Below are 16,426 nucleotides of genomic sequence, written 5' to 3' on the forward strand. Positions count from 1 at the left end.
TGACTATGCCCAAACACTCGCCAAGCACACTCGACCCCAGGTCGCCGCTGGTTCTCGACACGAGGGAACTGCCGCGCCGACCTGGCGCGTTGCGTACGCACAAGCGGGTCGTGCCGGCACCGGCGGACCTCGGCGTGGAGTTGATCAGTGTGCCGGAGGGCGCGGACCTCGACCTCGACCTGAGGTTGGAGTCGGTGTCCGAGGGCGTGCTCGTCTCCGGGACCGTCACCGGTCCCGTCAAGGGCGAGTGCGGCCGCTGCCTGCGCGAGATCGACGACTCGTTGGCCGTGACGATCCAGGAGCTGTACGCGTACGAGAACAGCGCCACGGACGACACGACCGACACCGACGAGGTGGGCCGGATGCAGGGCGATCTGATCGACCTGGAGCCGGCGTTGCGGGATGCGGTGGTGCTGGCGCTGCCGACCAACCCGCTCTGCCGGGAGGACTGCCCAGGGCTGTGCCCCGAGTGTGGGGTGCACTGGGACGATCTGCCGGCCGACCACAGCCATCAGCAGGTCGACCCGCGTTGGGCGAGCCTGACGCAACTGACCCGTACAGAGGAGTAAGAACCGTGGCCGTCCCCAAGCGCAAGATGTCGCGCAGCAACACCCGCGCCCGCCGGGCGAACTGGAAGGCCTCGGCGGTGGCGACCGTGGCCTGCCCGCAGTGCAAGTCGGCCAAGCTGCCGCACACCGCCTGCTCCGTCTGCGGCACCTACAACGGCCGTCAGGTCCTCGAGGTCTGACCCGGCCGCCGAGTGACGTCCCCGACCACCGGTCGGGTGACGCGCGCACCAAAGCTCTCGCCCGGTGCCCCGGCTCCCGCCACCGCCGACCGGCTCACGGCCGGCGGACCGTCGGAGCCGGGCACCGCGCGGATCGCCGTCGACCTCCTCGGCGGGGACGATGCTCCCGCCGTCGTGGTTGACGGCGCTCTGCGAGCGGTACGCACGGATCCCGCCCTGCACCTGATGCTCGTCGGCCCGATCGAGGTGGCCGACGAGCTGATCGGTGCGCTCGACCCGGCTCAGCGCGCACGGGTCACGGTCCGCCCGGTGCGGACCGCCGTCGGCATGGCCGACCATCCCACCGCCGCCCGCGGCGAGAGCACGGTACGCACCGCCGTGCAGGCGGTCCGCGACGGGCTCGCCGACGCGGTCGTCTCCGCCGGCTCGACCGGTGCCACAGTCACCGCCGCCGCGCTCGGCCTCGGCCGCTGGACCGGGATTCGCCGCCCGGCGCTCGCCGCCACGCTGCCCGCCGTCGAGGGGCCGGTGGTGCTGCTCGACGTCGGCGGCACGCTCGAACCCGGCCCGGCCACGCTGGCCCGGCACGCCCTCCTCGGCGCCGCCTACGCGTCGGTGGCCCACGCCGTCACCGCACCCCGCGTCGGGCTGCTCTCCGTCGGCCTGGAGACCGGCAAGGGCGACCGGCTGCGCCGCGTAGCCGCGCCCGCGCTCGCCGCCGCGCCGCTGCCCTGCGACGGCCGCTACGTCGGCCTGGTCGAGGGGTACGACATCTCGCTCGGCACCCGCGCCGACGTCGTGGTGACCGACGGTTTCACCGGAAACGTCCTGCTGAAGGCCATCGAGGGCGCGTACGCCATGGCCGGCGGCCCACCGTCACGCGGTGGCGCCCCACGTGCCGCCGCGCTGCTCGGGGTGGGCGGCACCGTGGTGGTGTGCCACGGCGCGGCCGGCTCCGAGGACGTCGCCTCCGGTATCGCGCTCGCGGCCCACCTGTGGCGCCGCGACGCCGCCGGAACGGTCCGCGCCCTGCTCGCCGACATCCCGCACGATCTCGCACCTGACCGACACGACACCGAGGTAGCACCATGACCAACGACAAGCGGCGGCGTGCTCCCGTCGGCCACCTGGAGGCGGCCTTCGGGGTGTCGCTCGACCCGGAACTGCTGGAGCGCGCGCTGACCCACCGCTCGTACGCGTACGAGAACGGCGGCCTGCCCACGAACGAGCGGCTGGAGTTCCTGGGCGACTCGGTCCTCGGCGTGGTGATCACCACAGCGCTGTTCCACAACCACCCCGACCTGCCCGAGGGGCAGCTGGCGAAGCTGCGCGCCAGCGTGGTCAACATGCGGGCGCTCGCCGACGTGGCGCGTGGTCTCGGCCCGGACGGGCTGGGCGCGTACCTGCTGCTCGGCAAGGGCGAGGAGGCCACCGGCGGACGGGACAAGGCGAGCATCCTGGCCGACACGCTGGAGGCGCTGCTGGGCGCGATCTATCTCCAGTACGGCCTGGACACCGCCGCCATCGTCATCCACCGGCTGTTCGACCCGCTGATGGCCGAGTCGGCGGGCCGGGGCGCGGCGCTGGACTGGAAGACCAGCCTCCAGGAGCTGACCGCCGCGCTCGGGCTCGGCGTGCCCGAGTACCGGATCGAGGGCACCGGGCCGGATCACCTGAAGACGTTCACCGCGTGGGTGGTGGTGGCCGGCAACCGCTACGGCGGCGCGGAGGGACGCAGCAAGAAGGAGGCCGAGCAGCGCGCGGCCGAGTCGGCCTGGCGGACGCTCACCGAGCAGGCCGAGGCGGAGGCGGCGGCGCAGGCCCAGGCGGAGACGAGCCCGCAGGTCCAGGACGACGCGACGGACGTCGAGGCGGGCGCGGGCCGTGCCTGAGCTGCCCGAGGTCGAGACCGTCCGGGTGGGACTCGCCCAGTGGGTGATCGGCCGGCGGATCGCCGCCGTCGAGGTACGCCACCCCCGGGCCGTACGCCGGCACGCGCCCGGTGGCGCGCACTTCGCCGACGTGCTCGCCGGCCGGACGGTCACCGGCGTGCAGCGCCGGGGCAAGTACCTCTGGCTGCCGCTGGACAGCGGCGACGCGGTGATCGGCCACCTCGGCATGTCCGGCCAGCTGCTGCTGCAGCCGGTCGGCGCGGCCGACGAACTGCACCTGCGGGTCCGGTTCCGATTCGCCGACGACGGGCCGGAGCTGCGCTTCGTCGACCAGCGCACGTTCGGCGGGCTGTCCGTGTCCGAAGGTGGGGCGGAGCTGCCCGCCGAGATCGCCCACATCGCCCGCGACCCGATGGACCCGGAGTTCTCCGACGAGGCGTTCGTAGCGGCGCTGCGGCGCAAGCGTACGGAGATCAAACGCGCGCTGCTCGACCAGACGCTGATCTCCGGGGTGGGCAACATCTACGCCGACGAGGCACTGTGGCGGGCGAAGCTGCACGGCACCCGCCCGGCCGACGCGCTCACCCGTCCGGCCGCGCTGCGGCTGCTCGGACACGTCCGGGACGTGCTCGCCGAGGCGATCAAGCAGGGTGGCACCAGCTTCGACGAGCTGTACGTCAACGTCAACGGCGAGAGCGGCTACTTCGACCGGTCGCTGAACGCGTACGGCCGGGAGGGGGAGCCCTGCCCGCGCTGCGGCGCGCCGATCCGGCGCGAGGCGTTCATGAACCGGTCCTCCTACAGCTGCCCGCGATGCCAGCCGCGGCCCCGGGGCACCCTCCGGGGATGACCCCGAGCCGGTTCGGGGTTGCGCCGGTGTGCTTCGCCCGACGGTCCCCGGAGACGCGCCGGAGCGTACCCGGAGATGCCCTTTTCCGCCCGGTCCGCGCGGCCGGTTCCGGCCGCGCGGACCTCGTCCGCCGGATCGGGGACGAGCGGGGGCCGTTCCCCGATGTCGGGGCCCCGCCTGCTGCCTAGCGTCATCTGGGGTCGGCACAGGGCCGGCATCAGGAGGGTGGAACCCGGGACATGGGCAGGCGACCGGTGACCGTGCGGCTGGCACGGTGGAGTGCGGAGCATCCGTGGCGCGCGATCGCGTTGTGGGTGGTCTTCGTGGCGGTGTGTTTCGTGGGCGGCAGCGCCGCCGGGCTGAACGAGGCGACCGACGAGGATCAGGCGATCGGCGAGTTCGGACAGGCACAGCTGATCGTCGACAGTGGCGGGTTCGACCGGCCGGCGACCGAGAACGTGCTGATCACCGCCCGCTCGGGCTCGCTCGACCAGGCCGCGGCGAAGGCCGCCGCGCAGGACGCGGCGGACCGGCTGCGGCAGGTCGACGGCGTGGCCTCGATCGGTACGCCGATGCCGTCGCGCGACGGCAGCGCGCTGCTGGTGCCGATCACCATGTCGGGCGACCCGGGCACCGCCGGTGACCGGGTGCAGCCGTTGCGGGACACCACCGCGAAGGTGCAGGACGCGCACCCGCAGCTGCGGGTGGAGCAGGTCGGCGGCCCGTCGATCGACAAGGCGCTCGACGACACGCTCGGCAAGGACTTCAAGCGCGCCGAGCTGCTCAGCCTGCCGGTGACGCTGGCCATCCTGATCATCGCGTTCGGCGCGCTGATCGCCGCCGGGGTGCCGGTGCTGCTGGCGCTCTCCTCGGTGGCCGCAGCGATGGGCCTCTCCACACTCGCCTCGCACCTCGTGCCGGCCACCGACACCACCGCCAGCGTCATCCTGCTGATCGGCATGGCGGTCGGCGTTGACTACTCGCTGTTCTACGTGCGGCGGGAGCGGGAGGAACGGGCCAAGGGCCGATCCGGACTGGACGCGGTGGAGATCGCGGCGGAGACCTCCGGGCACGCCGTGGTGGTCTCCGGCACCGCTGTGATCATCTCGATGGGCGGCCTGCTGCTCGCCCAGGACGCGATCTTCTCCTCGCTGGCGGTCGGCTCGATCCTGGTGGTCGCGGTCGCCGTGATCGGCTCGCTCACAGTGCTGCCGGCGCTGCTGGCGAAGCTGGGCCGCTGGGTGGACCGGCCGCGGGTGCCGCTGCTGTGGCGCCTCACCGCCCCGCGTGACGGGCAGCCGGCCCGGCCCCGGTTCTGGCCGGCGGTGCTCAAGCCGGCGCTGCGCGCGCCGGTGGCCACGCTGCTGATCTCGGTCGCGCTGCTGCTCGCGCTCGCCGCGCCCGCGCTCGGCATGAAGCTGAAGTTCCCCGGCCCGGAGGACGTGCCGCGCACCACCGCCGCCATGCAGGCGTACGACCGGCTCACCGCGGCCTTCCCGAGCAACGGCACCAGCCACACGGTCGCCGTGCGGGCACCCGCCGAGCAGGCCGACCGGGTGCGGGCCGCGCTCACCGACCTGGCCGGCCGTACCGCCGCCGACCCGCTCTTCGCGCCGGCCGAGGGGGACGGCCCGGAGATCCAGGTGTCGGCGGACCGGCGGGTGTCGGTGCTGGAGGTGGCCACGCCGCACGCCAGCCGCTCCGACGAGGCGTCCCGGTCGCTGCACGAGCTGCGCGAGGACCTGGTCCCGGCCACGCTCGGCGGCATCCCGGGCGTGGAGTACGCGGTCGGCGGCGGCGTGGCCGCCAGCGAGGACTACGCCGCCCACATCTGGGCGAAGCTGCCGATCGTCGCGGCGTTCGTGCTGGCGCTGACGTTCCTGGTGATGGCGTGGACGTTCCGGTCGATGGTGGTGGCGCTGACCTCGATCGTGCTGAACCTGCTCTCCGCCGGCGCCGCGTACGGGCTGCTGGTGCTGGTCTTCCAGAGCACCTGGGCGGAGGGGCTGCTCGGCTTCACCTCGATGGACGCGATCGTCACCTGGCTGCCGCTGTTCCTGTTCGTGGTGCTGTTCGGACTGTCGATGGACTACCACGTCTTCGTGGTCAGCCGGATCCGCGAGGCGGTCGACCGGGGGATGCCGACCCGGGAGGCGGTGGCGCACGGGATCACCTCGTCGGCCGGGGTGGTGACCAGTGCGGCGGTGGTGATGGTGGCGGTGTTCTCCATCTTCGCCACGCTCAGCATGATCGACTTCAAGCAGCTCGGCATCGGCCTGGCGGCGGCGATCCTGCTGGACGCCACGATCATCCGCGCGGTCGTGCTGCCCTCGGTGATGACGCTGCTGGGTGACGCGAACTGGTGGGCGCCGAGGTTCATGCGCCGCCGTACGCCCACCCCGGCGGTCGAGCCGCCGCCCGCCCCGGCGCCGGAGCTGGTCGGCGCCCGCTGACCCCGAGCGGACCCGCCCCGGCGCCCAACCGGAAGTGCCGAACAGCTTGACATCAGTTCCGGCTCGTGCCGGCCGCTGAGAAGGCATTCGTGTTCGCGCGGTATACCTGAGAGTCATAAGTATGACTCTCAGGTATACCGCCTTCCGTGCATCTGTTCGCCGCTGAGGGTGACGGAGAGTGTTGGCAGCTTTCGTACCGGATGATCGTCATCGGCGCCCCGCTCCCCGGCGAGCGGGGCGCCGGGGTTGTCACGGCAGGGCGCACGGCTCCCGCCAGGCGTCCAACTGGCGGTCCTTGCGGATCGAGGCGAAGCCGTAGCCGACCGAGGTGACGCAGAAGTCCGCCGGCTCGCCGGTGTACTCGACGTGGAAGACCGGCTTGCCGGCGTCGACGAACGGCAGCAGCTTCGCGCACTCGCGGCGGCGTACGCACTCCTGATTGACCGCGGAGTCGAAGTCGGGGGCCAGCGCGGCCACCTGCGGCACGTCGTCGACCAGGCCGGGGGAGAGGTTCAGCTTGCGGGCCAGCCCGGCCAGCCGGCGGTTGAACAGCAGCTGGTCGTCGAAGTCCAGCGGGAAGCCGGAGCGGTGCCGGTAGCCGTCCGTGTCGGCGAGCGCCACCGCGCCGAAGCCCTTGCCCCGGCACAGCCGGAACCGGTCGGCCAGCACCGGAGCGAGCGCGTCCCAGCCCCGTACGTCCAGGAAACGGCTCCCCGGCCGCCCCGGCACCGCCGCGCCGCGTACGGCGGCGGGGAAGCGGGTGGCGTCCGGGTCGTCGGCGGCGTACGTGCCGACCCGGACGTGGCAGACCAGCCGGCGGCTCTGCTCGCGCAGCTCGGCGGTCTCGGCCGAGGTGGTCGCCACCGGATCGAGGAGGAAGACGTCGGCGTCGGCTGTGACGTCCACCGGGGTGGTGAGCTGCCACTGCCACCGCCAGCGGTCGGCCTGCGCGGCCGGCCAGGGCGTGGGCGCGCCGGGCGGCGTGATCGGCCGGCGGCAGGCCGGCACCGGGGCGAGCAGCAGCGCGGTCAGCGCGAGCGCCACGCCCCGGCGCGGGCCACGTCGGCGGACGTGGGCCGGCCGGGAGCGCGGCACGGCCCACACCGGCCGGATCCGCATCGACAGCTCCCCGGACGCGGGCGGCCCGACGCCGCCCCCGACCGGTCAACGAACGCCGGGCCGGTCACGACGCGCGGTCAGCTCGGGGTGGCGAAGACCTGCGTCCAGTACGGCCCGTTGCTGCGCGCCACGCCCACACCGATCTGGGTGTACGAGCAGTTGAGGATGTTCTTCCGGTGGCCTTCGGAGTTCATCCAGCCCTCCATGACCGCCGCCGGGGTCTGGTAGTTCCAGGCCACGTTCTCGCCCACCATGCGGTACGCGTAGCCGGCGGCCTTGACCCGGTCCCAGGGCTGGCTGCCGTCGCTGCCCGTGTGGTCCATCTTCTTGTGGTCGGCCTGGTCCTGGCTGTGCCGCTGGGCGGCCAGGTTCAGCTTGGCGTTGACCGTGAGCGCCTTGCAGCCGGCCTTCGCCCGCTCCTGGTTCACGATCGTGACGACCTTCTGGAGTTCGGCGCTGAGCCCGGTCGTGGCGGTGGCCTTGGTGCTCGTGGAGCCGCCGCCCGACGTGCCGCCGCTCGGGGCGCTGCTGCGCTCCTGCTGCCGCGACGGGGCGGTGCTGCGGCTCGGCTTCGGGGTGGCCTTCTTCGTCGGGCTCGGCACGACGGTGGTCGGTACGGCGGACGGGCTCGCCGACTCGGGCGCGAGCGCGTCGGCGGGCGCCTCATCGGTCCCGTCGGGCGCCTGCGGCGCGGCGGCCACCGGCGCGTCTGCGGAGGTGCGCTTCGTGCCCTGGTCGTCGCCGGGCAGCAGGACGGCGCCCACGCCGAGGCTCACCACGAGCGTCGCCGCGGCGGCGGCCCCGCCGATCACGAGTGGCCGGGACAGGCGCCGCTTCGGGCGCTGCCGGTCGTCGGCCGGGGTGTCGGTCGCCGGCTGCCAGGTCGCGGTGGGCTGTTCCCAGCCAGCGGCCGGCTGCTCGTGCCCCGGCCAGGCGGTGGGCTGGTCCTGGCCCTGCCACGCCGCGGGCTGCTCGTGGCCCCGCCACGCGGGCTCCTGGCCCTGCCACGCGTCGGTCGGCTGCTCCTCGCCGTTCCACCTGTCCCGGGCCGGCGGGTACGAGCCGGCGGGTCCGTAGGCCGGGGGTGCGCTCTCGGGGCGGAAGCCCCCGGCGGCCGGCTCGACGCCGTGACCGGCGGGCCGCTGCTGCGCTTCGTCCCCGAACAGGTACGACGACCGCGGCTCGGGCCGGTCGCTGAGCCACGCCGGACCCTCGTCGGTCGGCGGCTCGGGACGCCGGCGGGCGCCCTCCGGTTCGATCGGGTCGTTCCAGCGGTACACGCCTGTCCCCTCCACGGGTCGGTTGCGGGCCGGGGTGACGCTACGGGCGCACTCCGAGCTGCGGCAACGTGGCTAAGAAAGAGTTAAGGCGAAGCCGGCGGCAAGGATGAGTCGTTCACACATTTCCGGCGTACAGTAAAGGCGTCCGGACAGAGCGTGTCCGCGCCTTGTGGCAGCCCCCCGGCGAGTGGACCGGCCGACGTGGAGATGATCTACGGCCTTGGTCAACTTGACGAAGGAGGGGGTTTCGGCTCAATATGTAGGTGTCGCCAGTCGCGCCCAGCCATGCCCCGATGCAGTGGGAATGGCAGCCGCGAACATCATGGGCGCGCGTTGGCCGGCCTTTCCGGCAGCGCACATCAAGGAGTCAGCATGGCGAAGGCCCTCTACGGCCACGTAAGTGCAGCGCCCGACCGGCGTCTGCTCGACGAGGTCACCCGACTGCGTGCCAGGGTTCAGGCACTGGAGTTCGAGATCACGCGTCTGCGCGCCGACAACGATCGGCTTGCGGCGGCAGCGGCGGAGGCCGATGACCTCCTCCGTCTGGCCGAGCCCGCACTGACCTGATCTCCAGTTGTCGGAAAACTGAATCGCACCACACCGAAAAGCGCGCCGACACTCAAGTGCCGGCGCGCAGCCATGTGCGGACCCCTTTTCGTCGCCGGCGTCGCAATTCTCGATCTTGCGGAACCGCCCGGAATTGCGCCCGGTAATTGTGATCATGCATTTCTGTTCCGCCCGCGGCCGCCGGGTGGAAAGCGGACAGCCGGTCCGGCGGGTGGGTCGCGTGGCGGCGGCGCCCCGGTCCCGGGTTAGTCTGCGGGTTCACCAGGTCCGCGCAGCCGGCGACGGTACGGCGGCCACCGGACGAGGATCGAGAAGGTGCATCTCAAGAGCCTGACGGTGAAGGGCTTCAAGTCCTTCGCCTCCGCCACGACGTTGAAGCTGGAGCCCGGGATCACCTGCGTGGTGGGCCCGAACGGCTCCGGCAAGTCCAACGTCGTCGACGCCATCGCCTGGGTGCTCGGCGAGCAGGGCGCCAAGGCGCTGCGCGGCGGCAAGATGGAGGACGTCATCTTCGCCGGCACCGCCGGACGGGCGCCGCTGGGCCGGGCCGAGGTCACCCTCACCATCGACAACACCGACGGCGCGCTGCCGATCGAGTACACTGAGGTCTCCATCACCCGCCGGATGTTCCGCTCCGGCGAGAGCGAGTACGAGATCAACGGCGACTCCTGCCGCCTGCTCGACATCCAGGAGCTGCTGTCCGACTCGGGCATCGGCCGCGAGATGCACATCATCGTCGGGCAGGGCCGGCTCGACGGCATGCTGCACGCCAAGCCGGAGGACCGGCGGGCGTTCATCGAGGAGGCGGCGGGCGTCCTCAAGCACCGCAAGCGCAAGGAGAAGGCGCTGCGGAAGCTCGACGCGATGCAGACCAACCTCAACCGCCTGACCGACCTCACCGCCGAGCTGCGCCGCCAGCTCAAGCCGCTGGGCCGGCAGGCCGAGGTGGCCCGCCGCGCCGCCGGCATCCAGGCCAACCTGCGCGACGCCCGGCTGCGGCTGCTCGCCGACGACCTGCACACGCTGCGGACCACACTGGACAAGGAGATCGCCGACGAGACCGCGCTGCGCGAGCGGCGCGAGCTGATCGAGGCCGAGCACGGCGAGGTGCAGGGCCGCCTCGGCGAGCTGGAGGCGGCGCTGGCCGAGGACGCGCCGCTGCTCGCCGCGGCGCAGGACACCTGGTACCGCCTCTCCGCGCTCCAGGAGCGGTTCCGCTCGATCGAGCAACTGGCCCGGGAGCGGCTGCGTCACCTCAGCGCCGCCGGCGACGACGAGCGCCCCGGGCGCGACCCCGAGCAGCTGGAGGCGGAGTCGCGGCGGGTCCGCGAGCAGGAGGAGGAACTGCGCGCGGCGCTCACCGAGGACCAGATCCGGCTGGCCGAGGCGGTCGAGCACCGCCAGGAGCTGGAACGGCAGCTCGCCGCCGCCGAACGGGAACTGGTCGCCGCGGCCAAGGCGATCGCCGACCGGCGGGAGGGGCTGGCCCGCCTGACCGGCCAGGTCAACTCCGCCCGGGCGCGGACCACGAGCGCCGGCGAGGAGATCGAACGGCTCGCCGCCGCGCACACCGACGCGATGGGCCGCGCCGAGAAGGCGCAGGCCGACCTGGACGCGGTCGCCGAGCAGTCGACCGAGGCGGACCGGGACAACGCCGACCTGGACGCCCGGCACGACGAGGCGGTGGCCGTCCACGAGCGGGCCCAGGCGGCGGTGCGCAGCCTGGCCGACGGGGAGCGCGCCGCCGAGAAGGACGCCGCCACCTGGAAGGCCCGCGAGGAGGCGCTCGCCATGGGGCTGCGCCGCAAGGACGGCGCAGGGGAGCTGCTGGCCCGCGCCGACCAGGTGCCAGGGCTGCTCGGCAGCCTCGCCGGGCTGCTCACCGTCGCCCCCGGTGACGAGGCGGCGCTCGCCGCCGCGCTGGGCGGCCTGGCCGACGCGGTGGCGGTCAGCGGTGTGGACGAAGCGGTCGAGGCGATGCGGCTGCTCAAGATCTCCGACGCCGGCCGGGCCGGGCTGCTGGTCGGCAGCCCCGCCGGGCCGGGCATGGACGGGCCCGCCGACGCGTTGCGCCCGAAGCTGCCCGAGGGCGCCCGCTGGGCCCCCGACCTGGTGGAGTGCTCGCCCGCGATCCGCCCGGCCGTGCACCGGGCGTTGCGCGACGTGGCGCTCGTCGACGACCTGGCCGCCGCGTCCGCGCTCGTCGCCGCGAATCCGGAGCTGCGCGCTGTCACGCCCGACGGCGACGTGGTCGGGGCGTACGCGGCGGCGGGCGGGTCGGCCAAGGCGCCCAGCTTCATCGAGGTGCAGGCCGCCGTCGAGGAGGCGCGGGCCAACCGGGCCACCGCCGAACGCACCGCCGCCGAGCTGCGCGAACAGCTCGCCGAGGCGCGCGCCGAGGTGGCCGCCGCCAAGGAGGCGGTGCAGCACGCCGCTGCCGCCAAGCGGGAGGCGGAGAGCCACCGCAACGCCGCCGCGCGCCGCCTCGCCGAACTGGGCGCCGCAGCCCGCTCGGCCAAGGCGGAGACCGACCGGCTCGGCGAGTCCCGGGCACGCGCCGAGGCGGCCCGGGAGCGGGACCTCGCGGCGCTCGCCGAGCTGGAGGAACGGCTGCGGCTGGCCGAGGCCACCCCGCTCGACGCCGAACCCTCCACCGAGGAGCGTGACCAGCTCGCCGCCATGGTGCCGCAGGCACGGCAGAACGAGATGGAGGTACGGCTCGCGGTGCGTACCGCCGAGGAGCGGGTGGCCTCGATCGCCGGGCGGGCCGACTCGCTGGCCCGGCAGGCCACCGCCGAACGGGCGGCGCGGGAGCGCGCGGCGGCCCGGCGCGCGGCCCGCACCCGCGGCGCCCAGATCGCCCGGGCCGTGGTCGGCGGCGCCCGGGAGGCGCTCACCCGGCTCACCGTCTCCATCGCCCGGGCCGAGGAGCACCGCGACGCCGTCGCCCGCGAGCGCGCCGCCCGCGAGGCCGAGCTGTCCGAGGTACGCGGCGCGGCCAAGCGCCTCGCCGCCGAGCTGGAACGGCTCACCAGCCAGGTGCACCGCGACGAGGTGGCCCGCGCCGAGCAGCGGATGCGCATCGAGCAGCTGGAGGCCAAGGCCGCCGAGGACTTCGGGCTGGACGTGCCCACGCTCGTCGCCGAGTACGGCCCGGACCGGCTGGTCCCGCCCACCGACGCGGACGTGGCGCTCGCCGAGAAGGAGGGCCGGCCGGTGCCCGAGCCGGTCCGCTACGAGCGGCCGGTGCAGGAGAAGCGGGCCGCCAAGGCGGAGCGGGAGCTGGCCCTGCTGGGCAAGGTGAACCCGCTCGCGCTGGAGGAGTTCGCGGCGCTGGAGGAGCGCTTCAAGTTCCTCTCCGAGCAGCTGGAGGACCTCAAGGCCACCCGGCGTGACCTGCTCACCGTGGTCAAGGACGTGGACGACCGGATCCTGGAGGTCTTCGCCAGCGCGTTCGAAGACACCGCACGGGAGTTCGAGCAGGTCTTCACCGTGCTGTTCCCCGGCGGCGAGGGCCGGCTCGTGCTCACCGACCCGGAGGACCTGCTCACCACCGGTGTCGAGGTCGAGGCCCGGCCGCCGGGCAAGAAGATCAAGCGGCTCTCGCTGCTCTCCGGCGGGGAGCGGTCGCTGACCGCGGTGGCGATGCTCGTGGCGATCTTCCGCGCCCGGCCCAGCCCGTTCTACATCATGGACGAGGTGGAGGCGGCGCTCGACGACGTGAACCTGGGCCGCCTGATCACACTGCTGGCGCAGTTGCGGGAGAAGAGCCAGCTCATCGTGATCACGCACCAGAAGCGGACCATGGAGATCGCCGATGCGCTCTACGGAGTGACAATGCGCGCCGGTGTGACCCAGGTGATCAGCCAGCGGCTCAACCGGGCCGACGACGAGGAACAGGTGACAGACGAGTGAGTCGGGAACGCGCCACGGCGCTCCTGGTGGACTTCGACGGCGTGCTGCGCCGCTGGGATCCGGCGGTGGCCGCCGGTGTCGAGCGGGAGTACGGGCTGCCCGAGGGCGTCCTCGGTGAGATCGCGATGTCCTGGGGGCTGCTCCAGCCGGTGCTCACCGGCCAGGTCAGCCACGCGAAGTGGATGGCGAGCGTGGCCGACGCGCTGACCCCGACGATCGGCGACCCGGAGCGGGCCCGGGCGGCGGTGGACCAGTGGCAGAGCTACCGCGGCGAGGTCGACCCGGACGTGCTGGCGTTCGTCCGCGAGGTGCGGGCCGCCGGCGTACGGGTGGGGCTGGGCACCAACGCGACCGACCTGCTCGACGCCGACCTGGCCGCGCTGGGCCTGACCGGGGAGCTGGACGTGATCGTCAACTCCTCGGTCGTCGGGGTGCACAAGCCGGCGAAGGAGTACTTCCAGGCCGCCTGCGAGGCGCTGGAGACGCCGCCGGGGCGGGTGCTGTTCGTCGACGACGAGGACCGCGCGGTGGCCGGCGCCCGGGTGGCTGGTCTGTCCGCGCACCGCTGGAGCGGCCCGGCCGACCTGCGGTACCTGCGGGCGGCGCTGGCGTACTGAGCCGGACGGGCCCCGTGTCCCGCCCGGCTCGTGCGCCGCTCACCGCAGGCCCGGCACCTCGGTGACAGTGAACGGCGGGGCGGGCGTGGTCGCGAAGAGCTGGCTGTCCACCCAGAGCAGTCGGCCGGCGTCGCGCGCCACCGAGGTGGGCGACCGCTGGATGCCGACCGGGCGGGACCGGTCGACCACCTGGGCGGTACGTAGTTCCTGGTCGAGCCGGGCCAGGTTCACCAGGAACCGGGTGCCGCCGGCGCCGTCCGGTTCGTTGACCACGCCGTAGAGCCGGTCCCCCTCCAGCAGCAGGCCGTCCGCGCCCATCCGGCCACCGCTCACCTCGACCTCGGTCACGGACCGGTCGGCGAGGTCGACCCGGAACAGGCGCTCGCCGCCCTGCTCCGCGACGAGGGCGACCCGGCCTGACGGGTCGACCACGATGCCGTTGAGGAAGACCGGGACGGCCGGGAAGTCGTCCGGACCCACCCAGGGGACCAGGGCGCCGACGCGCCCGCCGGTGAGCCCGGCCCGCCACACGGTGCCGGTGGCGGAGTCCGTGACGTAGACGGCGTCTTCGGTGACCGCCAGGTCGTTGAGGGCCGCGCCGGGTGCGGCGGCGCGGCGGGCCAGCAGGGTGCCGTCCGGCGCGTACACGAAGAGCGTGCCGGTGGTCCAGCCGGCGACGAGGACGCGGCCCCGGCGGTCCACCCGGACCCCGGCGGCGCTGGTCCGGCCGTCGGCGCCGGGGGCGAGGAACGGGCGCAGCCCGGCCCGGCGGGTGTCGCCCCGGTAGACCGCGCCGGTGGCCGAACTCGTGACGTACATCGTGCCGCTGGCGGTTACCGCGAGCCCTTCGGGCAGCACGCCGGGCGCGCGGGAGACGACGTAGGTGTCGGGATGGACGTCGGTGGGGGCGGGCCGGGGTACGCCGACGGTCACCGCCGTCAGGACCGCGGCGGCCGCCGCGGGGAGTGTCTTCACGCCACGCAGCGTCCGGCGGCGCCGGCCCGCCCGGGAGCCCCTTTCGGCACGGGCCGAAAGGTGGCTACCGTTCGCCGGTGACCACCCTGCGACTCAACGCCGCCGACCTGAGCCGCACCGTCCTGCGGTCCGAACCGGCGGTGCTGGTCGAGCTGGCGATGGCCGCCCAGCGGCTGGTCCTGGCCGACGTGCCGGAGCACCTCGCCGGGTGGCGGACCCGGACCCGGGCGGCGTTGCGCCCCGAGATGCGTTCCTACCTGGACCTGTGCCGGACGCCGTACCTGGTGCCGGACCTGGTGACCCCGCCGGTGTTCGACGGCGGCCTCGACGCCCTGCTGGACCGGGTCGCCGACACCCCGGACGAGGTGCTCGCCGCCGAGCTGGGCCCGCTGGTGGCGTCCGGCGCGCTGCCCGCCCGGGTGGCGCCGCTGGCCGCCGGGGAGCCCGCCGCCCGGGCCCGGCTGCGGGCCGCGATGCGCGCCTTCCACGGCGTGGCGCTCGCGCCCTACTGGTCGGAGATCGAGGGCGCGGTACGGGCCGACCGGGCGGTACGCGGCCACACGCTGGCGGCCGGCGGCCTCGACCGGGTGTTGCGCGATCTCAGCCCGTACCTGGCCTGGGCCGAGACGGGGGAGCACTACGCGCTGTCCTACCGGTGCGCGGTCGCCGACGATGTCGAGGTGGCCGCGGGCGGCCGGGGCCTGACCCTGCTGCCCTGTCATCTCGCCCCGCAGCCCTACCTGCTGGCGGACCCGGGCGGCCCGCTGGTGCTGGTCTACCCGATCCGGCCGGGGCGGCGTGAGCTGGGGGCCGGGGCGCCACTGGCCGACCTGCTCGGGCGGACCCGGGCGGCCGTGCTGGCGGCGACCGCCGACGCTCCCGGCACCTCCCAGCTGGCCCGCCGGGTCGGCGTCTCCGCGGCCACCGCCAGCGAGCACGCGGCGACCCTGCGGGCCGCCGGGTTGATCACCACGCGGCGGGACGGCGCGGGGGTGCGGCACTGCCTCACCCCGCTGGGCGAGCAGGTGCTGCGGGCGGGCGGCCCGGCAGGGGTCAGGCCCCGGTGACGCCGTCGATACGCTCGCGGATCAGGTCGGCGTGGCCGTTGTGCCGGGCGTACTCCTCGATCATGTGCATGTAGACCCAGCGGACGCTCATCGTCCGAGTCTCGGCGGTGCCGTCCCGGCGGGGGCGCCGGAAGGTCTGATCCAGGGAGAGGGTGGCGGCGGCCTGCCGGGCGGCGGCGACCTCGGCGAGGTAGGTGGCGAAGGTCTGCTCCGGGTCGGCGTCGGCGACCGCGTTCAGGTCGGCGTCCGGGTCTTCCTGGTCGTCGTAGAGGCCGGGTGCACCAGGGTGTCGCGGTGGTGGTCGAGCCAGCCTTCGAGCATGGTGCGCTCGTCGGCGACGTAGGGCTCGTGGCGGCGGTCGATCTCGGGTGCGGTCCAGGTCATGGGCGCAGATGTTAAGAGGGGCCCCCTGTACAACGCGAGGCGTTAACAGGGGGCCCTTCCTTACACCCTCAGGGGACCACGACGACCGGCCAGCGGCCGGTGCGCACGAGCCGGGTGGCGACCGAGCCGACCAGCTTGTGCCCGGCCTGCTCCGAGGAGCCGACCACCACCATGTCGGCCCGGTGCTCGTCGGCGGCCCGGCACAGCTCGGTGTAGGCGTCGCCGCGCCGGCACAGGAACGTCACCGGCAGGTCCAGTTCCTCGGCCCCGCGCCGGCACTCGGCACGCAGCTCGTCGGCCAGCTCGTCGTGGGTCTGCTGGACCGCCCCGGCCACCACGCCGGAGAGCATCGCGCTGTACGAGGCCGGCGAGCTGACGAACACCGCCACCAGCGTGGCGCCCTGCCGCCGGGCCAGGCCGGCGGCGTACGCGGCGGCGCGCATCGAGGTGCGGCTGCCGTCCACGCCGACGAGCACGACCCGTGGCCCGTCCGTACCCCGTTCGTAGGGGAGCGGCCGGGTCTGCGGGCCGTACCGCTCGCGCTCCGCGGCGTCCATCG

14 protein-coding genes and 1 pseudogene are annotated in these 16,426 nt (G+C 74.2%); 10 read left to right on the forward strand and 5 right to left on the reverse strand.

Going from position 1 to position 16,426, the window contains the following annotated elements:
* The first annotated feature begins 5 nt into the window (after positions 1 to 5).
* The 6 genes from MICAU_RS06810 to MICAU_RS06835 all read left to right on the forward strand — a co-directional run bounded on the left by MICAU_RS06810 (position 6) and on the right by MICAU_RS06835 (position 5,943).
* Positions 6 to 569: a YceD family protein gene (locus MICAU_RS06810; protein ID WP_013284558.1), complete on the forward strand. Its 564-nt coding sequence runs from the start codon at positions 6 to 8 to the stop codon at positions 567 to 569.
* 5 nt (positions 570 to 574) lie between these two features.
* A complete protein-coding gene (gene rpmF / locus MICAU_RS06815) occupies positions 575 to 748 on the forward strand; it encodes a 50S ribosomal protein L32 (RefSeq protein WP_013284559.1) in 174 nt (57 codons plus the stop codon).
* Between the two features lie 132 nt (positions 749 to 880).
* A complete protein-coding gene (locus MICAU_RS06820) occupies positions 881 to 1,840 on the forward strand; it encodes a fatty acid synthesis plsX protein (RefSeq protein ID WP_030269999.1) in 960 nt (319 codons plus the stop codon).
* Positions 1,837 to 2,640 carry a ribonuclease III gene (rnc, locus tag MICAU_RS06825; RefSeq protein ID WP_013284561.1) on the forward strand — a complete coding sequence of 268 codons (804 nt, stop codon included), beginning with the start codon at positions 1,837 to 1,839 and terminating at the stop codon, positions 2,638 to 2,640. Before MICAU_RS06820 ends, rnc begins: the two co-directional genes overlap by 4 nt.
* The gene (gene mutM / locus MICAU_RS06830; RefSeq protein WP_013284562.1) at positions 2,633 to 3,490 is read left to right on the forward strand and encodes a bifunctional DNA-formamidopyrimidine glycosylase/DNA-(apurinic or apyrimidinic site) lyase; all 858 of its coding nucleotides are present in this window, start codon (positions 2,633 to 2,635) and stop codon (positions 3,488 to 3,490) included. The genes rnc and mutM overlap by 8 nt, the downstream gene beginning before the upstream one ends.
* Before the next feature lie 239 nt (positions 3,491 to 3,729).
* On the forward strand, positions 3,730 to 5,943 hold the full coding sequence (locus MICAU_RS06835; protein WP_013284563.1) for an MMPL family transporter: 2,214 nt from the start codon (positions 3,730 to 3,732) through the stop codon (positions 5,941 to 5,943).
* A 249-nt stretch (positions 5,944 to 6,192) separates the two neighbouring features.
* Here the strand turns inward: MICAU_RS06835 and MICAU_RS06840 are convergent, their stop codons facing one another.
* On the reverse strand, positions 6,193 to 7,062 hold the full coding sequence (locus tag MICAU_RS06840) for an endo alpha-1,4 polygalactosaminidase (RefSeq protein WP_013284564.1): 870 nt from the start codon (positions 7,060 to 7,062) through the stop codon (positions 6,193 to 6,195).
* 77 nt (positions 7,063 to 7,139) lie between these two features.
* Positions 7,140 to 8,342: a CAP domain-containing protein gene (locus tag MICAU_RS06845; RefSeq protein WP_013284565.1), complete on the reverse strand. Its 1,203-nt coding sequence runs from the start codon at positions 8,340 to 8,342 to the stop codon at positions 7,140 to 7,142.
* Between the two features lie 372 nt (positions 8,343 to 8,714).
* Here MICAU_RS06845 and MICAU_RS06850 point away from each other — a divergent pair, with 372 nt between their 5' ends.
* From MICAU_RS06850 to MICAU_RS06860, 3 genes are all read left to right on the forward strand, one after another.
* A complete protein-coding gene (locus MICAU_RS06850) occupies positions 8,715 to 8,909 on the forward strand; it encodes a hypothetical protein (RefSeq protein ID WP_013284566.1) in 195 nt (64 codons plus the stop codon).
* A gap of 315 nt (positions 8,910 to 9,224) precedes the next feature.
* A complete protein-coding gene (gene smc, locus MICAU_RS06855) occupies positions 9,225 to 12,824 on the forward strand; it encodes a chromosome segregation protein SMC (protein ID WP_013284567.1) in 3,600 nt (1,199 codons plus the stop codon).
* Positions 12,821 to 13,441, forward strand: a complete 621-nt coding sequence (locus tag MICAU_RS06860; protein ID WP_013284568.1) for an HAD-IA family hydrolase — start codon at positions 12,821 to 12,823, stop codon at positions 13,439 to 13,441. The genes smc and MICAU_RS06860 overlap by 4 nt, the downstream gene beginning before the upstream one ends.
* A gap of 39 nt (positions 13,442 to 13,480) precedes the next feature.
* On the opposite strand, the gene MICAU_RS06865 is transcribed toward MICAU_RS06860, so the two are convergent.
* On the reverse strand, positions 13,481 to 14,416 hold the full coding sequence (locus MICAU_RS06865) for an SMP-30/gluconolactonase/LRE family protein (RefSeq protein ID WP_013284569.1): 936 nt from the start codon (positions 14,414 to 14,416) through the stop codon (positions 13,481 to 13,483).
* A 77-nt stretch (positions 14,417 to 14,493) separates the two neighbouring features.
* Between MICAU_RS06865 and MICAU_RS06870 the strand changes: the two genes are divergently transcribed.
* Positions 14,494 to 15,483: a helix-turn-helix domain-containing protein gene (locus MICAU_RS06870; protein WP_013284570.1), complete on the forward strand. Its 990-nt coding sequence runs from the start codon at positions 14,494 to 14,496 to the stop codon at positions 15,481 to 15,483.
* Here MICAU_RS06870 and MICAU_RS31720 read toward each other — a convergent pair.
* Positions 15,470 to 15,867 (reverse strand): annotated as a pseudogene (locus MICAU_RS31720) (mycothiol transferase). The gene MICAU_RS06870 and the pseudogene MICAU_RS31720 overlap by 14 nt on opposite strands.
* Positions 15,868 to 15,935: 68 nt before the next feature.
* Entirely contained in the window at positions 15,936 to 16,424 is a 489-nt protein-coding gene (locus tag MICAU_RS06880) for a universal stress protein (protein WP_013284571.1), read from the reverse strand.
* Positions 16,425 to 16,426: the final 2 nt, after the last annotated feature.

Origin of the sequence: Micromonospora aurantiaca ATCC 27029 (genome assembly GCF_000145235.1) — a bacterium.
Lineage (GTDB): Bacteria > Actinomycetota > Actinomycetes > Mycobacteriales > Micromonosporaceae > Micromonospora > Micromonospora aurantiaca.

Coding starts and splice junctions, on each gene's coding strand:
- MICAU_RS06810 (WP_013284558.1), top strand. CDS start 6: ATGCCCAAACACTCGCCAAGCACACTCGACCCCAGGTCGCCGCTGGTT.
- rnc (WP_013284561.1), top strand. CDS start 1,837: ATGACCAACGACAAGCGGCGGCGTGCTCCCGTCGGCCACCTGGAGGCG.
- MICAU_RS06835 (WP_013284563.1), top strand. CDS start 3,730: ATGGGCAGGCGACCGGTGACCGTGCGGCTGGCACGGTGGAGTGCGGAG.
- MICAU_RS06840 (WP_013284564.1), bottom strand. CDS start 7,062: ATGCGGATCCGGCCGGTGTGGGCCGTGCCGCGCTCCCGGCCGGCCCAC.
- MICAU_RS06850 (WP_013284566.1), top strand. CDS start 8,715: ATGGCGAAGGCCCTCTACGGCCACGTAAGTGCAGCGCCCGACCGGCGT.
- MICAU_RS06880 (WP_013284571.1), bottom strand. CDS start 16,424: ATGGACGCCGCGGAGCGCGAGCGGTACGGCCCGCAGACCCGGCCGCTC.